This window comes from Glutamicibacter sp. GQ173, assembly GCF_059759215.1.
This window is the reverse complement of the sequence record NZ_JCAXDT010000005.1, coordinates 41,531-61,055: the sequence shown is the minus strand read 5'-3', so window position 1 is coordinate 61,055 and position 19,525 is coordinate 41,531. Positions and strand designations below refer to the sequence as shown.

Genomic DNA, 19,525 nt, shown 5'->3' with positions numbered 1-19,525 from the left:
TGGTTTTTTCTTTTGCATGGAAAATGTGCCTCTATCTCTCAGCAATCACCGTCGCCATAAGGCAAGATGGTGCACATGGAGTCGAACTCAGATCAGATCAAGCCTGCATTGAGCGAGGCTGCTGGTGACGGGCAAATCAGCAACACCACCATCAAGAGCCTTACCGAATTGCGCGGCATTCTCAGTGATCTAGTTTTCGTCGGCAACTCGTCTCCCGCAACATCTGAAAGTGATCAGTTGCGCGAGAAGACGTTGCATCAAATATCCGACTATCTGATACCAAGAGTCTCCAACCTCGGTGCACCGCTGTTAGCGGTGATAGGCGGATCAACTGGATCTGGCAAGTCCACTCTCGTTAACTCGTTGGTCGGTGAGCAAATCAGCATTTCGGGTGCTGTCAGGCCGACAACCAGAACGCCGGTTCTCGCTTTTAATCCCGTGGATCAACCATTCTTTGAATCCGACCGCGTCCTGCCTGAACTCACTCGCGTTTCCGGCGGCGGGTTTGCAGTAGCCGGTGATTCTTCCCGTCACGATGCGCTGGTCATGAAGCCACATGCGAACGTGCCTCAAGGGCTGGCAATCCTTGATGCGCCAGATATTGATTCTGTTTCAGACGATAATAGGGCTCTGGCAGGACAACTGCTCAATGCCGCTGATTTGTGGATTTTCGTGACAACAGCCAATCGTTACGCAGATGCTCTGCCCTGGGAGCTGCTAACGGACGCGGGCGTTCGGGACATTACTGTATGCGTAGTCCTCAATCGGGTTCCTTCAGGTGCAGAGCGCGACATTGTCCCGGATCTGCGTCGTTTACTCATTGAAAAGAACTTGGATCCCGCTTTGTTGCATGTCGTCAATGAGACGCAGCTCAATGAACAAGACTTATTGCCGGGGGAGCGCCTCGAGCCGCTCATGGCCTGGCTTAATGCCTTGGCCGCGGATTCATCCAAGCGCCAGCAGGTGGCAGCGCAAACTCTTGCAGGAGCCTTGAAGCGCACTACTGCCGACGTAGGCGAGCTACTGGCTGAATTGCAAGATCAAGAAGCCCAACTCGACGACTTGCGCCGGCTGACCAATGAGAGGTTTGACCAAGCTCAGGAACGGATCAATGCCGCGCTCAATGATGGCTCGTTGCTCCGTGGAGAAATCTTGTCGCGATGGCAGGATTTTGTTGGTGCTGGAGAACTCCTTCGGGGCATTGAGGGCGCTATCGGTAGGGTAAGAGATCGAGTCGGAGCGTTCTTCTCGGGGCGGCCGCCAGCCACGCATCGCGTGGAACAGGCAATCGAGTCAGGATTGCATACAGTCTTTATCGCAGAGATCACCAAGGCTTGCCATGACGTGGACAGGTCGTGGAAGAATACTCCGCTCGGGCAGGTGCTCCGAGACGGGCTAGAGGCACCGCGGCCTTCCAATGATCTCAGCGAGCAAGCTGCAGAAAGCATCCGTCTGTGGCAAAAAGATATTCTTGAGATGATTCGCGAAGAAGGCGCTGGCAAACGCAAAACCGCCCGGATGGCTGCCTTCGGAATCAACGGAGTCGCGGTCATTTTGATGGTTGTAGTATTCGCCTCTACCGCAGGACTAACTGGTTTGGAAATTGGCATCGCTGGTGGATCCGCGGTCGTGGGGCAGAAGCTTTTGGAAGCGATTTTCGGCGAGGACGCAGTTCGCAGAATGGCGATGAGAGCCCGGAAAATGCTGGATGCGCGTGCCCAGGGTTTGATTGCCAAGACTTCCGAGCCTTATGCCAGCGGAATTGGCCGTGCGGCTCAACCCGCGGTGGCTCAGGCATTGAGCCGAGTCACCGAAGGACTGAACAGCAAAGGGGCCAAGAAGTGACAGAACGAAAAGTCGTCCGTGCTGTTAATGGCCTGAACCAACAGATTGACAGTGTTGTTGAAGCCATGCAGCTTGCTGAGCCGTATTTGGATTCAGAAAGCATCGACTTGGCAGCATCGGTCATCAGAAAATCCGAATCACGGCGAAAGCTGTCTTCGGAACACGTGGTCGTCGGGCTTTTTGGCGCTACGGGAAGCGGAAAATCGACACTCTTCAATGCCTTGGTTGGGCGTGAGCTGGCATCCACAGGCGTGATACGTCCAACGACCACGAACACTGTGGCCGCGATCTGGGATACGGCGGGCGCCAATGAACTTCTGGATTGGCTTGAAGTCAACGACCGTCATGTGATCGAAGCATCAGCGGAGTCGAAGCGGGGGGCCTCGAAAAAGGACTTTGATTCTGGTTTGCTGCTCTTGGATTTGCCGGACATGGACTCGACGAAGGTGGAACACCACCAGATTGCTACCCGGCTTGTTGGCCAAGTAGATTTCCTCGTCTGGGTTCTCGATCCTCAAAAGTATGCTGACGCGTCTATTCATCATGGATATTTGAACTCCTTGCGCAGCCAGCAGGGGAACATCTTGATTGTTCTGAATCAGATGGATCGAGTCGCCGCGTCCGATAGAAGTAGCATCGTTAATTCCTTGCGCGAGATCCTGGCTTCCTCGGGGTTGGAACGACTTCCGGTGGTGTGCGCTTCGGCTTCCACGGGAGAAGGGCTGGAGGAAGTCCAACGGCAAATTGCTACGGCCGCGAAAAACAAGGCGATCTCTACCCGCAGGTTGCGGGCAGACGTTGATCAAGTGGTTCACCATCTCAAAGCCGAGCTGAATGCTGAAAAAGTGCGTCTCCCGGATCAGATGCAACAGTCTGAGCTGGAGCGGGCTATAGCCAATGCGCATGGGGCGCAGTACATTGCAGATGCCGTAGAGACTTCCTACAAGCTCCGCGCCGCGCGACGCACGGGATGGCCTGTGACTACTTGGCTGATTCGATTGCGCAACGATCCGCTTCAGCGAATGAACTTGGGAAGAAAGCGGGAGGCGGCCGAACTGTCCATCACCTCGCGTCCCGAACTTTCGGTTGCTGAATCTGCGGCCATCGACCATGCCATCGACAACTACGTCCAGCAAGCCACGCAGGAACTGCCCGACAGCTGGATTGAACCGGTCCGGGTAGAAGTCGGGAGCAACGTGCAGCAACTGGACGGTGCGGTTGACGCCGCCATTGCCGGCACGGCCTTGGGCGTTGAAAAGTCGTCCTGGTGGTGGCCTGCAGTCAAATTTGTCCAGTGGGTCTCTTTGCTGGCAGCACTGGCGGGGGCCCTGTGGCTGGCAGCCTACCCTGTGGCCGGCTACTTCCAATTCGATCTGCCCGCAGCCCCTCGTGTCGAGGGTGTAGCTGCTCCCACCCTAGTTTTTGCCATCGGGGTGCTGCTGGGTATCGTGCTGGGAATTGCGTGTTCATTCGTCAATCGAATAGTGGCTAAAGTTAAGCGTAGGAAGGCATTGAGAAATATAGAACGTTCAGTATCCGGGCAAGTCCGCTCCGCCGTGGTTGAACCGGTCGACCAGTATCTGAATACCTACAACAGCTATGCCGCCATTATTACCTCAGCAGCAAAGAAAGCCGAATAGAACTCTGTGACTATTAATCAGCCTGAAGCAAACGTCGGAGACCTTGGCGAGCAAGGAATACTTGATACTATTCTTCCGCTCCTTGACTCGCGCGCGGCTAACCTTGGTCCAGGCGATGATGCTGGCGCACTGAGTGTCCAAGGAACAGAAATCCTCGTTTCGGTCGATACCCTTGTTGAAAACCAGGACTTCAGGTTGATCTGGCCTAGCGGTCTTGAGCACCGTGCGTACGACATTGGCTGGAAATCCATTGCCCAGAACGTTTCGGATATCAATGCGATGGGTGGCCGTTCCACCGGTGCGGTGATTTCCTTGTCGCTGCCTCCAACAACGTCTCTGGAATGGGTCAAGGATTTCGCCCAGGGGATTGCGGACGCAATCAATTCGCTGGGTGCCAAGGAGTTGACTATTCTCGGTGGAGACCTCGGAAAGTCAACGGAGATCTCGGTGACGACTACCGTACTGGGAGAAACCGCGCATGGAAAGGTTCTGCGCAGCGGTGCCAAGCCAGGCGACTTGATTGCGGTGGCAGGGCGTCTGGGGGACGCCGGAGCTGGCCTGTCGGTTTTAGAGCATGGCAGCAGTGCAAGTTCGTGGAGCAGGGCGGTGCGCCGCATAGCTGAAGCACAATGCAAGCCGGTACCGCCTCTTGGCTCTGGCCCCCGTGCCGCAGAAGCTGGTGCCCACGCCATGATGGACATCTCTGATGGCCTCGTGCGCGACACAGCGCGACTTGCCAAGAGCAGCGGTGTCAGTATCGATTTCGAGCGCCAGATACTGCAGAAATTTGCAGCTCGGCTAGCCCCCGCCGCGCAGCTGACCAAGACCGACCCGATGGAATGGGTGCTCCATGGCGGTGAAGATTTCGGACTACTTGCTGCTTTCCCGGCAGATGCTGAGGTGCCTGAAGAATTCACAATTCTCGGTGTCGCCAAGGCACGCAGCGGCCGACGTTCGTTGGTCACGGTTGATGGGAAAACCGTCACGGCAAACGCCGGTTTTGACCACTTCAACTAGCCCGTTGTTGAAGTTGCCGCCCGCTTCCTAGGCATGATCGTTTTGAACCCGAAGCAGCTCGGAAAGTTCATGGGCTGCACTGGTGACGGCTTCATGATGGATTTTTCCGGGCTGCCTAGTGAGGCGTTCAATAGGTCCGGACAACGAGAGCGCGGCGATGACGCGGCCAGACTGTCCACGTACTGGAGCAGAGACGGAAGCGACGCCAGGTTCGCGTTCTCCCAGGGACTGGGCCCATCCACGTCGGCGCACGCCTGCCAAGATCGTTGGCGTGAAGCGGGCGTGGTGCAGCCCTTCGACCATCCGCTCATTGTCTTCCCATGCCAGAAGAACCTGCGCAGCGGAACCTGCCTTCATTGACAGCTGAGTTCCGACAGGAATGGTGTCGCGCAAGCCAATGGGGCGCTCGGCGCTGGCAATGCAGACGCGGAAGTCGCCCTGCTTGCGGAAAATCTGGGTGCTCTCGCCCGTGAGGTCGCGCAGCTTGATGAGGATCGGTCCTGCCGCGCTGACCAACCGGTCCTCGCCGGCAGCGCTTGCCAATTCCACGAGGCGGTTTCCGAGTTCAAAGCGTCCATGCATATCCCTGCCTACCAGCCCGTGGTGAACGAGGGACTGTGCGATGCGGTGCACCGTAGGGCGCGAAATATCGGTCAACTCCACCAACTGGGACAGGGATGTTGGACCATTTTCCAGCGCATTGAGGATGGCTGCCGCTTTGTCGAGAACACCTACACCGCTACCTATTGTCATGGTTCCAGTATCACGTCTCATTATTTGAGATTCAAGTCCGCATACTGGAAATGACTATCTGTGAAGTGTCAAAGTTGAACTACCACAATTTACGTAGCTTGAGGAGTGTGTCGCATGTCCGCCATGCAGTCGCCCCAGACATTGGCAGAAAAAGTTTGGAGCGCACATGTTGTGCGCCAGGGTGAAGGAAATGGAGAGTCACGCCAGCCGGACTTGATTTACATTGATCTTCACCTCCTACACGAGGTGACCTCCCCGCAGGCCTTCGAAGGCCTGCGCTTGGCCGGTCGTCAGTTGCGCCGTCCGGACCTGACTATCGCGACGGAAGATCACAACACTCCCACGCTCGAAATCGACAAGCCCATTGCCGACTTGACCAGCCGCACCCAGATTAATACCCTGCGTGAAAACTGCAAGGAATTCGGTGTTCGCCTGCACTCCCTGGGCGACAAGGAACAGGGCATCGTCCACGTGGTCGGTCCGCAGCTGGGCCTGACCCAGCCGGGCATGACCGTGGTCTGCGGCGACTCCCATACCTCAACGCACGGTGCCTTTGGCGCTCTGGCCTTTGGCATCGGCACCTCAGAGGTTGAGCACGTCATGGCCACCCAGTCCTTGAGCCTGAAGCCATTCAAGACCATGGCCATCAACGTCGAAGGCACGCTGAAGCCGGGGGTGACTTCCAAGGACATCATCTTGGCTGTCATCGCCAAGATCGGCACCGGCGGCGGCCAGGGCTATGTGCTTGAATACCGGGGCTCGGCCATCCGCTCGCTGTCCATGGACGCGCGCATGACCATTTGCAACATGTCCATTGAGGCAGGCGCCCGCGCCGGAATGATTGCCCCGGATGAGACGACCTTTGAGTATGTCAAGGGCCGCCCGCACGCGCCAAAGGGCGAGGATTGGGACGCGGCAGTCGAAGACTGGAAGAAGCTGCACTCCGATGAAGGTGCCCAGTTTGACGCAGAAGTGTTCTTGAACGCTGATGAACTCGAGCCATTTGTCACCTGGGGGACCAATCCGGGCCAGGGAGTCTCGCTGTCCCAGAGCGTTCCTTCGCCCGAAGATTTCGAAGACGAGAATGACCGCAAGGCCTGTGAGCGTGCGCTGAACTACATGGGACTAACCGGCGGTACCCCGATGAAGGATATCCGTGTGGATACGGTCTTCTTGGGTTCTTGCACCAACTCCCGAATGGAAGACCTGCGTGCCGCAGCGGAAGTCATCAAGGGCAAGGTCAAGGATCCGGCGATCCGGATGATTGTTGTGCCAGGATCCGCGCGTGTCCGCCTGGAAGCGGAAGCTGAAGGGTTGGACCAGGTGTTCAAGGACTTCGGGGCCGAATGGCGATTTGCCGGTTGCTCCATGTGCCTGGGAATGAATCCCGACCAGCTGGACGAGGGGGAGCGCTGCGCATCGACCTCCAACCGCAACTTTGAAGGCCGACAGGGCAAGGGCGGGCGCACCCACCTGGTTTCACCACTGGTCGCGGCAGCAACCGCAGTGCGTGGAACCCTGTCCTCGCCAAGCGACCTGGCCAACACTCCGGCCGCAGTCTAGAAAGGATTACCACGATGGAAAAGATTATTACCCACACCGGCATTGGTGTTCCGCTGCGGCAGAGCAACGTGGACACGGATCAGATCATTCCTGCCGTGTACCTCAAGCGCATCACCCGTACCGGCTTCGAGGACGCCTTGTTTGCCGGCTGGCGCCGCGATGAGAACTTCATCCTCAACAAGGAGCCGTTCAATGCCGGATCCGTGCTGGTAGCTGGCCCTGACTTCGGCACTGGCTCATCGCGCGAACACGCTGTCTGGGCACTGAAGGATTACGGCTTCAAAGCCGTGATTTCAGCTCGATTTGCCGACATTTTCCGTGGCAACTCCGGCAAGCAGGGATTGGTGGCAGCCGAAGTTGCGCAAAGCGACATCGAATTGATCTGGAAGGAGCTGGAAAACAATCCAGGCACTACCGTGACCGTGGATCTTGAATCCCGCACCGTTGCCTGCGGTTCGATTTCGGCACCCTTCCAGATCGATGACTACACCCGCTGGCGCTTGATGGAAGGCCTGGATGATATTGGCCTGACCCTGCAGCAGGAAGAGGCCATCACGGCCTACGAAGCCCGGCGTCCGGCACACAAGCCCGAGACGCTGCCCGCGCTGACTGCTGATTAAGATATTCTTTTCCAAGCTGGAATAATAGGCCCGCTCTTCTCCGTTCTTATAGCGGGAGAGCGGGCCTTCTGCTCTTCCTGGGACGCACGCACCGCTCAGTGTCGTGACGTGGCTGAAAGCATGCTCACAATGTGTGCGCCACGGGATGAACTGAACATACCAGCGGGTACATAAGCGGTATGCTTGCTTAGTCCTGCCAGTTCGAAAGCTCAGAAGCTTCGGCGGGCGATAACGACTACGCGATGAGGTAATTCATACATGGGTAAGATCTTGACGATCCATGGTGGTGTTCCACTTGAGGGCACCGTACGAGTCGGCGGAGCAAAGAACCTAGTGCCAAAAGCCATGGTCGCAGCTCTGCTTGGTGGCACTCCTTCGGTTCTGCGCAATGTGCCGGAAATCAAAGACGTCGTCGTAGTACGAAGCTTGCTTGAAATACATGGTGTCAAGGTTGACCAAGACCCAGCCACCGGTGATCTCACCATGGATCCAACCGAAGTCAAGACCGCCTCGAACCAGGCCATTGATGCCCATGCAGGCGACTCTCGCATTCCCATTCTTTTCTGCGGACCGCTGATCCACTCGTTGGGCGAAGCGTTCATCCCTGATCTTGGCGGCTGCCGCATTGGCGACCGCCCAATCGACTTCCACCTGGAGGTCCTGCGCGAATTCGGCGCAGTGGTGGACAAGGCTCCAGACGGCATCCGCATCTCGGCTCCCAACGGATTGACCGGTGCCAAGCTCTCCTTGCAGTACCCAAGCGTCGGCACCACCGAACAGGTACTGCTCTCGGCCGTTCGCGCCAAGGGTGTCACGGAAGTCAGCAACGCAGCCATTGAGCCGGAAATCCTGGATCTCATCTCGCTGCTGCAGAAGATGGGCGCTATCATCTCCGTGCACCGTGACCGCGTCATCCGCATTCAGGGCGTTGACCAACTCACCGGTTTTGACCACACAGCCCTCCCAGACCGCAATGAGGCCGCATCGTGGGCTTCAGCGGCACTGGTCACCAAGGGAGACATCTTCGTACAGGATGCGCAGCAGCGCGACCTGACCGCCTTCCTCCACGTCTACCGCCAGATCGGTGGCGAATTCGAGGTCAAGTCCAACGGCATTCGCTTCTACCACCCAGGCGGAGACCTCAATCCGCTGATCCTGGAAACAGACGTTCACCCGGGCTTCATGACTGACTGGCAGCAGCCGCTGGTTGTCGCACTGACCCAGGCCAAGGGCGTATCCGTGATCCACGAAACTGTCTACGAGAACCGTTTCGGATTCACTGACGCACTCGTGCGCATGGGCTCCACGGTCCAGGTGCACACCGACTGCCTCGGTTCCACTCCTTGCCGTTTTGGCCAGCGCAACTTCAAGCACTCCGCTGTTGTCGTAGGCCCTGCCAAGCTCACCGGCGCCGATATCGACGTTCCAGACCTTCGTGGCGGATTCTCCCACCTGATTGCAGCACTAGCTGCCGAGGGAACCAGCCGTGTCACCGGTATTGAAATCATCAACCGCGGATACGAGCACTTCATGGACAAGCTGCAGAGCTTGGGCGCCAATGTTGAGTTGAGCAACTAAAAAGGGGATCTTGTTCGTGGTTAAGATCCTGGCTCCGGGGGAGTCTGCAAAAACCAAACGAGTCTTTTCAGTCCTGGCAGGAATTGTCCGGCCAGTGATGAACGGGCTGATTGGCAGGTCATGGAAGGGTTTCGAAAACCTTCCGCAAGGCGGCTACATCGTCTGCCCCAATCACCTGACTGAAATTGATCCGCTGGTAGTTGGGCACGCGATTTACAGCAATGGCAGGCTTCCTCGTTGGCTTGCCAAGGAGTCGCTCTTCAAGCCACCGGTACTCGGCTGGTTCTTGCGCACCACCGGACAGGTTCCGGTTTCCCGGAGCTCGGCTAGTGCTGCAGAATCCCTGAGGCAGGCCCAGAAGGTTCTGGACGCCGGTGGAGTAATCGTGATCTATCCCGAAGGCACGCTCACCAGGGATCCAAACCTGTGGCCAATGATAGGCCGCACCGGTGCTGCACGTCTTGCCTTGCAGACTGGCGCGCCGGTTGTGCCCATGGCCCATTGGGGCGATCAGGAGCTATTGCCGAGATATTCCAAGAAGATGTATCTCTTCCCGCGCAAGCACGTCACCGTATCTGTTGGGACGCCGGTAAACTTGGATGACTTGCGGGAAGGACCTCGTACTCGCACCGTGCTCCAGGAGGCCACCAACCGCATCATGGATGCGATCACTGGTTTGCAGGCTGAATTGCGCGAAGAAGAACCGCCAGCCAAGCGCTGGGATCCCAGCGAACACGGTCAGGCGCAAACTGGCCGCAGCTTCGAAAAACCGGATAATTAATCATTACTCCACATCATCACTTTCTAGAGGACTGATAATGACAAAGCCGCTTCCACGTAAGATCGCCGTGATGGGTGCCGGCAGCTGGGGTACCACCTTTGCCAAGGTATTGGCAGACTCCGTTGCGGACCATGGCATCCCAGTGCAGATCTGGGCGCGCCGGGATGACGCAGCCAACGAGATCAATGAACGCCACACCAACTCCCGGTACCTTCGTGAAACCAAGCTCCCGGCCAACATTTCGGCTTCGTCAAACCAGCGCGAGGTCCTGGAGGGCGCGGACCTGGTCGTGCTGGCTATCCCATCTCAGTCGCTGCGCCGCGAACTGGCCGTTTTCAAGAAGTACTTTGAGCCAGAAGCCGTGCTGCTCTCGCTGATGAAGGGCCTTGAACGCGGTACCGATCAGCGCATGAGTGAAGTGATTGCCGAAGTTACCCAGTTCCCTGAGGATCGCGTAGCGGTGCTGTCGGGACCGAATCTCGCCATGGAAATCGCCCGCGAGCAGCCAACGGCTTCGGTGGTTGCCTGCACCGATCCGGAAACAGCACAGTGGATCGCTGAGCTTTGCTCTGCACCATATTTCCGTCCATACACCAACGACGATGTGCTGGGCGTGGAGCTTGGCGGCATTGTCAAGAACATCATTGCCCTCGCTGTCGGCATGTGCGATGGCATGGGCATGGGAGACAACACGAAGTCCACGGTGATCACTCGTGGCTTGGCGGAGACGACCAGGCTTGTGCTCTCGCTTGGCGGGCGCTTGGATACCCTGGCTGGCTTGTCGGGCCTCGGCGATCTGGTGGCAACTTGCTCTTCTTCGCTCTCGCGCAACAACACCGCCGGACGGTTGCTGGGGCAGGGGCTCTTCCTCGATGAAGTCAATGACCGCATGTCCCAGACTGCCGAAGGCATCAAGTCGGCCCGTGCCGTCTTCGACCTGGCTCGTGCGCACGAAGTAGAAATGCCAATTACCGAAGCAGTTGTCATGGTGCTTGAAGGCTCATTGAGCGTCGAAAACATGGCAGCGCGCCTGCTGTCACGTGAACTGAAATCCGAAGGGGAACTGAACTGATGACCGATCGCAAGCTTCGTGTCCTGCTCCTCTTTGGCGGACGCTCTTCCGAGCACTCGGTATCCTGCGTCACCGCGGCCGGCGTCATGCACGCCATCGATCGTGAACGCTTTGACGTCATTCCCGTGGGCATCACCCGCGATGGCGGATGGACCCTGTTGGACAAGGATCCGGAAGGATGGGCTCTGGACTCCGGGCAGCTGCCCGAGATTTCATCCATTGAGCACCCTGTACAGCTGTCTCCCGAACCAAATAAGACATCGCTCCAGGCTTTCGGCAACGCAAAGATTTCTGAAATTTCAGAAGTGGATGTAGTCTTCCCGCTGCTTCATGGTCCCTTCGGCGAGGACGGCTCGATCCAGGGGATGTTGGAAACCGCCGGAGTGCCTTATGTCGGCTCGGGCATCGCCGCCAGCGCCATGGGCATGGACAAGCACTTCATGAAGGTGATTTTTGAACAAGCCGGATTCAACGTCGGCCCATACGAAGTCATCACCAACAAGCAGTGGCTACGGGACAGCGAGGCGGCCCTGGCCCGTTGCCAGCATTTGGAATACCCGCTGTTCGTAAAGCCAGCCCGCGCCGGTTCGTCTGTCGGCATCACCAAGGTCGACGTTCCTTCTGGGCTTCGAGCTGCCGTGGAGCTTGCACGCGCCGAAGATCCCAAGGTGATTGTCGAGCAGGGAATTGCCGGTCGTGAAATCGAATGCGGAGTGCTCGAGGGCCGTGGTAGTTCTGCTGCGCGAGCGTCTTTGCCAGGCGAGATTTCCGTAGCTGATAACGGCCACACATTCTATGATTTTGAAGCTAAGTATGTAGATGGCGCCGCTGCGCAATTGAGCTGTCCTGCAGAACTCAGCGAAGAGGCCACCGCGGAAATTCGCGGGCTTGCAGTCAAGGCTTTTGACTCCTTGGATGCCGAGGGCCTTTCACGTGTTGATTTCTTCTACACGCCGGATGGCCAATGGATCATCAATGAAATCAACACCATGCCAGGCTTTACGCCCTCAAGCATGTACCCGCAGATGTGGGGCAAGACAGGCATTGACTACCGTGAGCTGATCAATGAGCTCATTGCCTTGGCAACTGAACGAAACGTCGGGCTGCGGTAAGTCTTCGATAGGCAACTAATAATGGTGTGGTGCTCTGAATTCATTCGGAGCACCACACCATTATTAGTTGTATATACAGCCTGCGGACTACAGCTGCTCTGATTTATCCACGCTGACACAGGCCTTCTGTGCCGGAATTTTTGCTGCGGCATCAGCGAGTGACGCGAGCACTGTGCTTGAAGGAATGACATTCGGATCAAGTACTACTTCGGTCGCCGGGGTACGGCCGTAAGTCGTCAGCGTCCATATTCCGGTCTTGTCGTCTTCGTGGGCAACCCAATCAACATCATTGACCGAAACACACGGGTCAGAGGTGGGTGTCGGCACTTGAACACCACAACGCAAAACCACTTTGGATGGATCGCCCCACGCGGAGGTCGACTGCGATGTAGTCGTGCGGCGATCAGCATCACCGATAACGTCTGGAAGAACTACCATCATGTCTGCGCAGAGTGGATTGGAAGCATCCGGAGCTGCGTCCACAGCTGCCACTGATGAGCATGCGGTGAGAAGAGGCAAAAATAGTGCTCCAACTATGGCGCTTCGGACTAATTGGCCTGCTTTTGGATTAAGTTTTGGTGACAGTCGGGCTGTGACACTGATTTTAGACACGTTATAAGCGTACATCGGCTATCTGAAAGATAAGATGTATTGAGTTGAAACTGTGAAAGGTAGCATATGTCCTTCGAAGAGCAGCCAGCAAGGCAGCAGGCAAAGAAGAAGCGCACTGGGCGTGTAGTACTTTTTAGTGTTCTATCCGTAATGGTGATCGCAGCGTTGGTTGCCGGGCTCTACGCCTGGAACCTGGCACGCACCTTCGACGAAAACAGCAACAAGCTTGCTGATGCTTTCCCGGCTGAGGAAACTCGTCCCGAGGTCAAGGACGAATCCAAGGACGCTGTCAACATTCTTTTGCTCGGAACTGACACTCGTGAAGAGCGCTCCGATGATGAGCAAGGCGATGATTTTGCAACGCTTCCCAATGGTGGCCGCTCCGACACGATGATGCTGGTTCACATCCCGTCAGATCGAAAGAACGTTTTTGTCACTTCGATCATGCGTGATACCTGGCTGGACATTCCGGGCGTTGGCACGGCCAAGATCAACCGTGCTTTTGCCAGTGGCGGCGTGCCCAAGGCTGTAGAGACCCTCGAGGGGCTTTTTGGCATCCGCATCAACCATGTGGCCTCCATTGACTTCGAAGGATTCAAGGGACTGACTGATGCCGTTGGCGGCGTGACTATTAATAACCCGATCGCCTTCACACCGGTACACGCCAAGGGATATTACTTCCCGGAGGGCGTTCAAAAGCTGGATGGCGATAACGCCCTGGCCTTTGTTCGCGAGCGCAAGGCCTTCACCGGCGCCGGAGGCAGCGATTACCGCCGCGTGAAAAACCAGCAGCTGTTCGTCAAGGCCCTGATCGGGCAAGTCCTGTCGAAGGAAACTTTGACAAGCCCGTCAAAGATCCAGAATGTTGTTAGCGAGATCGCACCGTATGTCGCAGTTGATGACACGTTGGATTCGGCTAAGATTGCGGGAATCGCCTCGTCAATGCTTAATATCCGCTCTGACGACATGACGTTCTTCACCCTTCCGAACAATGGTCCGGGACGTTCCGCTGATGGACAGTCGATTGTGATTCCAGATATGGAAACAATCAACAAGTTCGGCGAAGCACTTCAGAATGACACTGTGGACGAATTCGTAGCGTCAACAGACCTGTCACAGTAATACCACTTAAGGACCAACTTTCCATGACCCCCCAGAAGCTCGATACTTCCGTGCGTGCCATTGACGAATGGCTTGCACGGAGCGTCAAGAGTCTCGGGAACCATTCTGACCGGCTCAATGCCATCAATGTTTTCCCGGTGGCCGACGGCGATACAGGGAGCAATCTCTACCTCACCGCGCGGGCTGGCCATGATGCTGTCAGCGAATTGGAAAGTGACGATATAGGTGGTTTTCTCGAAGTTGCCGCGCGAGCCTCAATGGAATCAGCGCGCGGCAACTCCGGCACCCTTTTCGCCGTATTCCTCAGCGGCCTGAGCGAACCGTGGATAGGGCACGAGCGGTTGACAGCCCCATTGCTTGCCCTCGGCCTGGAGCGGGCAAAAGTCCGTTCCTGGTCCGCGCTGAGTGAACCGGTGGAGGGCACCATGCTTTCGGTGATCAATGCGATCGCCTTGGCCGCTGGGTCTACACTGGCCCATATCAAGACTGACCATGAAAGCCGTGCCGCATTAGACACGCTTTTGGTGCAGATGAAGCAGGCCGCGCAGCTGGCGGTCAAAGGTACCGAAACCGAGCTTGCGCCATTGCTTGAAGCAGGCGTTGTAGACGCAGGTGCTGTAGGCATGCTGATCATCATCGATGAATTATGCGCTGCAATCCGCAACGCGGACACCGACTTTACCTCTTATGAGGATTTCCACGGCTATAAGATCCAGGACCCCCATGTGCATCTGAATCGCGAGGCAGAATCGGGCGTCGAAGTAATGTGCACCGTTTCGCTGGACGCCCTGGGCGCAGCGACCTTGCGTGGCCAGTTGGATGCCATGGGCAATTCGGTGATCATGTCTCCGGTGAATCAGCTGGAAGAAGATACATATCGATGGCGTGTGCACGTGCATGTCGATGAAGCCCAGCCCGCGCTTGAACTCATTGGCAAGTATGGTGAACCAGTAAATGTCAGCGTAACCGACCTTTGCACTCACGATGACTAGTCAGGGTTCTGTGCAATTCGAGGATTCAGAGCTAGCCAGCTACTTGGGCGGCAAGAATGCCCAAGCCTTGGAGAAGGCTTTTGGCTACACAACGGTGGGGGATTTCCTCTGGCACTTTCCGCGTCGCTACGTCGAGGTGGGCGAACTTACCCCCATAGCCGAACTGCCATTCGATGAACATGTCACCGTCGTCGCGCAAGTAGTCGACGTCAGCCAACGACAGATGCACTCCCGCCGCGGATTCATTTTCGAGGTGACGGTCAGTGATGAGCTCAGCGCAGGCGGGCAAGAACTGAAAATGACGTTCTTCAACGGCTACCAAGCACGCACGGACTTGACCGTTGGAACGATCGCAATGTTCAGTGGAAAAGTGGGCTGGTACCAGGACCACCTCCAGTTGAGCCAGCCGGATTACGCGGTTCTTGACGAAGCCTCGCAAGCTGATCCTCGTCCAATCCCGATTTACCCGGCTTCAGCGAAGATGCCGAATAAGCGAATCCGCGATTTGATGGGTCTGCTGCTCCCGCACCTTTCAGAAGAAAACTTGCCTGAGTTCCTTCCCGAGGAAGTCCTGGGCTCCCATCGTTATCCCGAACGCCACAGGGCCTTTTTAGAACGCCACGCACCTCGTGAGATCAAGCACGCCTACATCGCGAGGCAGCGATTTGCCTTTGAAGAAGCATTCATTCTCCAGCTTTCACTGGCTGAGCGCAGCCGCCAGCTGGGCACACAGCCAGCGATTGCCCGTCCGCGGGTTGCCGGGAAGCTGGCCGATAGATTCGAAAGCCAGCTGCCTTTCGACCTGACCGTGGATCAGCTCCAAGTCGGGGATCAAATCGCCGCTGATTTGTCACAGGCCCACCCGATGCATCGCCTGCTGCAAGGCGAAGTGGGTTCGGGAAAGACCATCGTTGCGTTGCGAGCGATACTCCAGGTCATCGATGCCGGCGGCCAGGCAGCCCTCTTGGCCCCCACCGAAGTGCTCGCCGCGCAGCACTTTGCCTCCATCAGGAAAATGCTCGGTACGCTGGCGGAACCAGGCCTATTCGGCGAAGGCGAAGGCACCGGAGTTGCGCTGTTGACAGGTTCGGCAAAAACAGCTCAACGACGGGAGGCACTGCTGGGCATAGCCAGCGGAGAAACCGGACTGATCATCGGTACGCATGCCCTATTAGGCGACCAAGTCCAATTTGCCGAACTCGGACTCGTCGTTGTTGACGAACAGCACCGTTTCGGAGTGGAACAGCGCGATGCCTTGCGGGCAAAATCAGGCGATGCCCTCCCGCATACGCTGGTGATGACCGCGACCCCGATCCCTCGAACGGTCGCCATGACGGTCTTCGGCGATTTGGATACATCAACTATCAAGCGCCTGCCCGCTGGCCGTGCCCCGATTCAAACGCATATTGTTCCCATGCAGCTTTCCGGGTATCGCCAGCGGTTATATTCGCGGATGACCGAAGAAGTTTCCAAGGGGCATCAGGTCTATGTGGTGTGCCCGCGGATTACGGATACTGCTGCAGAGCAAGGCGTGCTTCTTTCAACCTATGATGAGCCATCTGGCCAAACCATGAGCGTCGAGGCGATGACAGAGCAGTTGGCTGGCATGCCTGAGTTTGACGGTATCCGTGTAGAGGCCTTGCATTCTCAACTTGATTCCGTGCAGAAACAACAAGTCATGGATTCCTTTGCCCGGGGTGAAATTGACGTACTTGTTTCGACAACGGTAATTGAGGTTGGCGTTGACGTGCACAACGCGACACTGATGGTCATCATGGACGCAGAACGATTCGGGATCTCGCAGCTCCATCAGCTGCGCGGGCGTGTCGGACGAGGCGGTTTGCCGGGGACTTGCCTGATGACGACCTGGCTCGATGCTGACCATGCTTCCGTCTCAAGGCTGAAAACAATTGAGTCCACGATGGATGGTTTTGAACTGGCGGAGGCAGACTTGGCCGAACGGCGGGAAGGGAACATCCTGGGCGTCCAGCAGTCAGGCAGCCAATCGTCCCTGAAGGAACTGAGCATCATCAAGGACCGCACGCTCATCGAGCAAGCGCGCAACCATGTCGATGCGCTGATGAAGATGCCGTTGTGGGAAGAAAAGTATCCGCGTCTTGTGGAAATAGCCGGAGCATGGGCCGACGAGTCAACCAAAGAATTCTTGAACAAGAATTAGCAGGAGAGAGTGGAATGAGCCGAATTATTGCTGGTGCAGCTGGAGGTCAGCCGCTGAAATCGGTTCCCGGGGACGCGACTCGACCGACAACGGATCGGGTCAAGGAAGCGCTTTTTTCCCGCCTTGAAAGCTGGAACCTTCTTGCCGGAGCACGGGTCCTGGACCTCTTCGCGGGTTCGGGCGCATTGGGAATTGAAGCCGCTAGCCGGGGAGCACGACAGGTAGTTCTTGTTGAGAAGGCGCCCAAGGCGGCCAGCGTCTGCCAGCAAAACGCGGCTCTAGTCAATAAGGTGCTGAAAACGTCAGCGGTTTCTGTTCAACGAGGCTCGGTTGATGCCGTTCTGGACAGCTATGTGAATGCTGCTTCTGGTCTGCCCAGCCGAACCTTCGACTTGGTCCTGCTGGATCCTCCGTATCCGCTGACCGAATCTGAGCTCGCGGTAACTTTGCAGAAAATCTCAAGAATCCTGGCCGAAGACGCGACCATCGTCATTGAACGGTCAAGCCGTTCCCCAGAACCGGAATGGCCAAGCCAGTTGGTGAATTTCTCCGATAAGAAGTACGGAGAAACTCACCTATGGTTTGCTGAACCTGTCGAGGTCTAGACCAGAGCGAACTTCTGCAGGATAGGGTCCGGCGTCTTGGCAACGCTGGACCAATTCCTCGGAAATCTCTTGCCTTGAAGCGGTGAGGATGAGATTGCCCGGGTATCTCTGCGTAAACATCTCCGGGGTTGAACTGAGCATCACGAAGTTAAAAGCAGAGCGTGCCGCCGCAACTTGTGATTTTGTGAATCGCAAGGGGGGATCGTCGCCGACGTTGACGAAGAGCAACCCGTCGGAAGCCAGCGATTCCCTGAGCTCGGTGTAGTACTCGGGGACTGTTAGATGCTCGGGCGCCTCTGGCCCGGAAAAGATGTCGAGAACGATTACATCGAATTTTTCTCCGGCAAGTTCTTCAGCTAAAACCGATCGGGCATCGGCCACGAGTGGTGTGAGCTTGCAGTTGGCAGGCAGGGGCAACTGCGTGAGGACAAAATCGAGAAGTTCTCGTTCAATATCGACCGCCACGTGGCTGCTCGCTGGGTAAGCAATGCTGGCCCAGCGCGCCAAAGTTAATGCTCCTGCACCAAGATGAAGCATCCTCAATGGCTTATCGGGACTGCGCAATACCTGCAGGTGATTGGCAATGCGTGCCAAATATTCGTAGAAGACTTCCTCCGGGTGCGCCAAATTGACGTGTGATTGCGGGGCATCGCCAATGGCAAGAATTTTTGAACCAGGGATCAGGTCGTCATCGTAGATCGTGGCATGTTCCTGCACGAATCCCAGCCAGCGTTTTGGTGTCTTATTGCTCATCGGTTCAGGACCTCGGGGAGCAGCTGCAGTTTCCCAACCGCAGCGGAGAGGACCTCGGGTTTCTTGCAGAATGCGAAGCGCAGCAACCCCTGGTAGCTGGATACGTTTTCGGGATGAACGAAAACTGACAAGGGAATAGCAGCAACTCCCACCGATGCCGGCATCTTGCGAGCCACCTTAATGGCGTCGCTATGTTTGAAGCCATTGATATCTGCCACAAGAAAGTACGTGCCTTTGGGCCTGATCACCGGAATACCCGCGTTTTCAAGTCCGTCGGCGAGAAGTTGCGCGCCATCTGCCAGTGCAGAGGCGAAACCTTCGAAGAAAGCCACCGGCAGGTCCAGGGCCTTGGCGACAGCCGGTTGAAAAGCCGGGCCTGAAGAATACGTGAGGAATTGCTTCACGGTGCGAACCGCGGTGATCAAGTTCTTTGGACCGGTTGCCCAACCGACTTTCCAGCCGGTAAATGAAAACGACTTTCCGGCGGAAGATATTGTAATTGTGCGTTCGAAGCCGCCGGGCAAGCTGGCGATTGGCACATGTTTGGTACCGAACGTCAGATGTTCATAGACTTCGTCGGCAACAATGATGCAGTCATGCCTGTGCGCCAGGGCAATGACTTCGTTGAGGACCTGTGTTGAGAACACCGTTCCTGTTGGGTTATGCGGATTGTTGACGAGTATGACCCGCGTTTTGTCTGTGACGGCTTGACGCAGTTCCTCTATGCTCGGCTCAAAAGCGGGAGCTTTCAACTGAACGACTTTGTGTTGCGCATTGGCCAAGCTGATCATTGCTGCATAAGAGTCATAGTACGGTTCGAAGGTCACCACTTCGTCGCCGGGTTCCAAGAAGGCCAGCATCGCCGCTGCGATGGCTTCGGTTGCGCCGGTGGAGACGACTACTTCGGTTTCGGGATCAATATCCAATGAGTAGAAACGGTTCTGGTGCTCCGAGATGGCTTGGCGCAATTGGAGGATTCCGGAACCGGGCGCATATTGATTTGCGCCGGAAAGTATTGCGTCAACGGCGATTTGCCGAATCTCTGCTGGCCCCTCCGTATCGGGAAATCCTTGACCCAGATTGATGGCTTCATGCTGAGTGGCAAGAGCGGTAATCTCTTCAAAGATGGTCACCCCGGGCTGGCCAGATGCGTCTAGCAAATTCGCGCCGTGTGCTGTTCTCTGCCAAGGAGTCATGGAAATGCTCATAGGTTCATTATGGACGTGTCGCAGTTAAATGTTATTCATTGAGTCGACGAATCGTTACGGGACATTCACCGAA

The 19,525-nt window shown here is 56.5% G+C and carries 17 protein-coding genes; 13 read left to right on the top strand and 4 right to left on the bottom strand.

Features of this window, described 5'->3' with window-relative positions; translation table 11 throughout:
- The first annotated feature begins 75 nt into the window (after positions 1 to 75).
- From AC6CHO_RS09560 to thiL, 3 genes are read left to right on the top strand one after another with little or no spacing between them, the layout of a single operon-like run.
- On the top strand, positions 76 to 1,845 hold the full coding sequence (locus tag AC6CHO_RS09560) for a GTPase family protein (RefSeq protein ID WP_498214797.1): 1,770 nt from the start codon (positions 76 to 78) through the stop codon (positions 1,843 to 1,845).
- The gene (locus tag AC6CHO_RS09555) at positions 1,842 to 3,485 is read left to right on the top strand and encodes a GTPase (protein WP_498214796.1); all 1,644 of its coding nucleotides are present in this window, start codon (positions 1,842 to 1,844) and stop codon (positions 3,483 to 3,485) included. The genes AC6CHO_RS09560 and AC6CHO_RS09555 overlap by 4 nt, the downstream gene beginning before the upstream one ends.
- Before the next feature lie 6 nt (positions 3,486 to 3,491).
- A complete protein-coding gene (thiL, locus tag AC6CHO_RS09550; protein WP_498214795.1) occupies positions 3,492 to 4,502 on the top strand; it encodes a thiamine-phosphate kinase in 1,011 nt (336 codons plus the stop codon).
- Positions 4,503 to 4,529: 27 nt separating this feature from the next.
- Here thiL and AC6CHO_RS09545 read toward each other — a convergent pair whose 3' ends face one another.
- Positions 4,530 to 5,255: an IclR family transcriptional regulator gene (locus AC6CHO_RS09545; RefSeq protein WP_060701426.1), complete on the bottom strand. Its 726-nt coding sequence runs from the start codon at positions 5,253 to 5,255 to the stop codon at positions 4,530 to 4,532.
- Between the two features lie 123 nt (positions 5,256 to 5,378).
- Here AC6CHO_RS09545 and leuC point away from each other — a divergent pair, with 123 nt between their 5' ends.
- The 6 genes from leuC to AC6CHO_RS09515 all read left to right on the top strand — a co-directional run bounded on the left by leuC (position 5,379) and on the right by AC6CHO_RS09515 (position 11,981).
- Positions 5,379 to 6,818 (top strand): 3-isopropylmalate dehydratase large subunit, encoded by a 1,440-nt coding sequence (gene leuC / locus AC6CHO_RS09540; RefSeq protein WP_146278130.1) that lies wholly within the window; start codon positions 5,379 to 5,381, stop codon positions 6,816 to 6,818.
- Between the two features lie 14 nt (positions 6,819 to 6,832).
- Positions 6,833 to 7,438: a 3-isopropylmalate dehydratase small subunit gene (gene leuD, locus AC6CHO_RS09535; RefSeq protein ID WP_498214794.1), complete on the top strand. Its 606-nt coding sequence runs from the start codon at positions 6,833 to 6,835 to the stop codon at positions 7,436 to 7,438.
- Between the two features lie 258 nt (positions 7,439 to 7,696).
- On the top strand, positions 7,697 to 9,016 hold the full coding sequence (gene murA / locus AC6CHO_RS09530; RefSeq protein ID WP_498214793.1) for a UDP-N-acetylglucosamine 1-carboxyvinyltransferase: 1,320 nt from the start codon (positions 7,697 to 7,699) through the stop codon (positions 9,014 to 9,016).
- 16 nt (positions 9,017 to 9,032) lie between these two features.
- Positions 9,033 to 9,797 carry a lysophospholipid acyltransferase family protein gene (locus tag AC6CHO_RS09525; protein WP_498214792.1) on the top strand — a complete coding sequence of 255 codons (765 nt, stop codon included), beginning with the start codon at positions 9,033 to 9,035 and terminating at the stop codon, positions 9,795 to 9,797.
- A 37-nt stretch (positions 9,798 to 9,834) separates the two neighbouring features.
- On the top strand, positions 9,835 to 10,869 hold the full coding sequence (locus tag AC6CHO_RS09520; protein ID WP_498214791.1) for an NAD(P)H-dependent glycerol-3-phosphate dehydrogenase: 1,035 nt from the start codon (positions 9,835 to 9,837) through the stop codon (positions 10,867 to 10,869).
- Complete coding sequence (locus tag AC6CHO_RS09515; protein WP_498214790.1) at positions 10,869 to 11,981, top strand: D-alanine--D-alanine ligase family protein; 1,113 nt, start codon at positions 10,869 to 10,871, stop codon at positions 11,979 to 11,981. The genes AC6CHO_RS09520 and AC6CHO_RS09515 overlap by 1 nt, the downstream gene beginning before the upstream one ends.
- 87 nt (positions 11,982 to 12,068) lie before the next feature.
- Here AC6CHO_RS09515 and AC6CHO_RS09510 read toward each other — a convergent pair whose 3' ends face one another.
- Positions 12,069 to 12,584, bottom strand: a complete 516-nt coding sequence (locus AC6CHO_RS09510; RefSeq protein WP_257746349.1) for a DUF3515 family protein — start codon at positions 12,582 to 12,584, stop codon at positions 12,069 to 12,071.
- Between the two features lie 159 nt (positions 12,585 to 12,743).
- Here AC6CHO_RS09510 and AC6CHO_RS09505 point away from each other — a divergent pair, with 159 nt between their 5' ends.
- Genes AC6CHO_RS09505 through rsmD form a run of 4 tightly spaced genes read left to right on the top strand, consistent with a single transcriptional unit; the run spans position 12,744 to position 17,491 of the window.
- The gene (locus tag AC6CHO_RS09505) at positions 12,744 to 13,715 is read left to right on the top strand and encodes an LCP family protein (protein WP_498214789.1); all 972 of its coding nucleotides are present in this window, start codon (positions 12,744 to 12,746) and stop codon (positions 13,713 to 13,715) included.
- Positions 13,716 to 13,738: 23 nt separating this feature from the next.
- Positions 13,739 to 14,707, top strand: coding sequence for a DAK2 domain-containing protein (locus AC6CHO_RS09500; RefSeq protein WP_498214788.1), 969 nt, complete (start codon positions 13,739 to 13,741; stop codon positions 14,705 to 14,707).
- A complete protein-coding gene (locus tag AC6CHO_RS09495) occupies positions 14,700 to 16,886 on the top strand; it encodes an ATP-dependent DNA helicase RecG (RefSeq protein WP_498214787.1) in 2,187 nt (728 codons plus the stop codon). Before AC6CHO_RS09500 ends, AC6CHO_RS09495 begins: the two co-directional genes overlap by 8 nt.
- A gap of 14 nt (positions 16,887 to 16,900) precedes the next feature.
- Positions 16,901 to 17,491, top strand: coding sequence for a 16S rRNA (guanine(966)-N(2))-methyltransferase RsmD (gene rsmD / locus AC6CHO_RS09490; RefSeq protein WP_498214786.1), 591 nt, complete (start codon positions 16,901 to 16,903; stop codon positions 17,489 to 17,491).
- Here the strand turns inward: rsmD and AC6CHO_RS09485 are convergent.
- Both AC6CHO_RS09485 and AC6CHO_RS09480 read right to left on the bottom strand, forming a co-directional pair.
- Entirely contained in the window at positions 17,462 to 18,244 is a 783-nt protein-coding gene (locus AC6CHO_RS09485) for a spermidine synthase (RefSeq protein ID WP_498214785.1), read from the bottom strand. The genes rsmD and AC6CHO_RS09485 overlap by 30 nt on opposite strands.
- On the bottom strand, positions 18,241 to 19,452 hold the full coding sequence (locus AC6CHO_RS09480; protein ID WP_498214784.1) for an aminotransferase class I/II-fold pyridoxal phosphate-dependent enzyme: 1,212 nt from the start codon (positions 19,450 to 19,452) through the stop codon (positions 18,241 to 18,243). Before AC6CHO_RS09480 ends, AC6CHO_RS09485 begins: the two co-directional genes overlap by 4 nt.
- Between the last annotated feature and the right edge of the window lie 73 nt (positions 19,453 to 19,525).

Coding starts and splice junctions, on each gene's coding strand:
- AC6CHO_RS09560 (WP_498214797.1), top strand. CDS start 76: ATGGAGTCGAACTCAGATCAGATCAAGCCTGCATTGAGCGAGGCTGCT.
- AC6CHO_RS09545 (WP_060701426.1), bottom strand. CDS start 5,255: ATGACAATAGGTAGCGGTGTAGGTGTTCTCGACAAAGCGGCAGCCATC.
- leuC (WP_146278130.1), top strand. CDS start 5,379: ATGCAGTCGCCCCAGACATTGGCAGAAAAAGTTTGGAGCGCACATGTT.
- leuD (WP_498214794.1), top strand. CDS start 6,833: ATGGAAAAGATTATTACCCACACCGGCATTGGTGTTCCGCTGCGGCAG.
- murA (WP_498214793.1), top strand. CDS start 7,697: ATGGGTAAGATCTTGACGATCCATGGTGGTGTTCCACTTGAGGGCACC.
- AC6CHO_RS09520 (WP_498214791.1), top strand. CDS start 9,835: ATGACAAAGCCGCTTCCACGTAAGATCGCCGTGATGGGTGCCGGCAGC.
- AC6CHO_RS09515 (WP_498214790.1), top strand. CDS start 10,869: ATGACCGATCGCAAGCTTCGTGTCCTGCTCCTCTTTGGCGGACGCTCT.
- AC6CHO_RS09505 (WP_498214789.1), top strand. CDS start 12,744: ATGGTGATCGCAGCGTTGGTTGCCGGGCTCTACGCCTGGAACCTGGCA.
- AC6CHO_RS09500 (WP_498214788.1), top strand. CDS start 13,739: ATGACCCCCCAGAAGCTCGATACTTCCGTGCGTGCCATTGACGAATGG.
- AC6CHO_RS09495 (WP_498214787.1), top strand. CDS start 14,700: ATGACTAGTCAGGGTTCTGTGCAATTCGAGGATTCAGAGCTAGCCAGC.
- rsmD (WP_498214786.1), top strand. CDS start 16,901: ATGAGCCGAATTATTGCTGGTGCAGCTGGAGGTCAGCCGCTGAAATCG.
- AC6CHO_RS09485 (WP_498214785.1), bottom strand. CDS start 18,244: ATGAGCAATAAGACACCAAAACGCTGGCTGGGATTCGTGCAGGAACAT.
- AC6CHO_RS09480 (WP_498214784.1), bottom strand. CDS start 19,452: ATGAGCATTTCCATGACTCCTTGGCAGAGAACAGCACACGGCGCGAAT.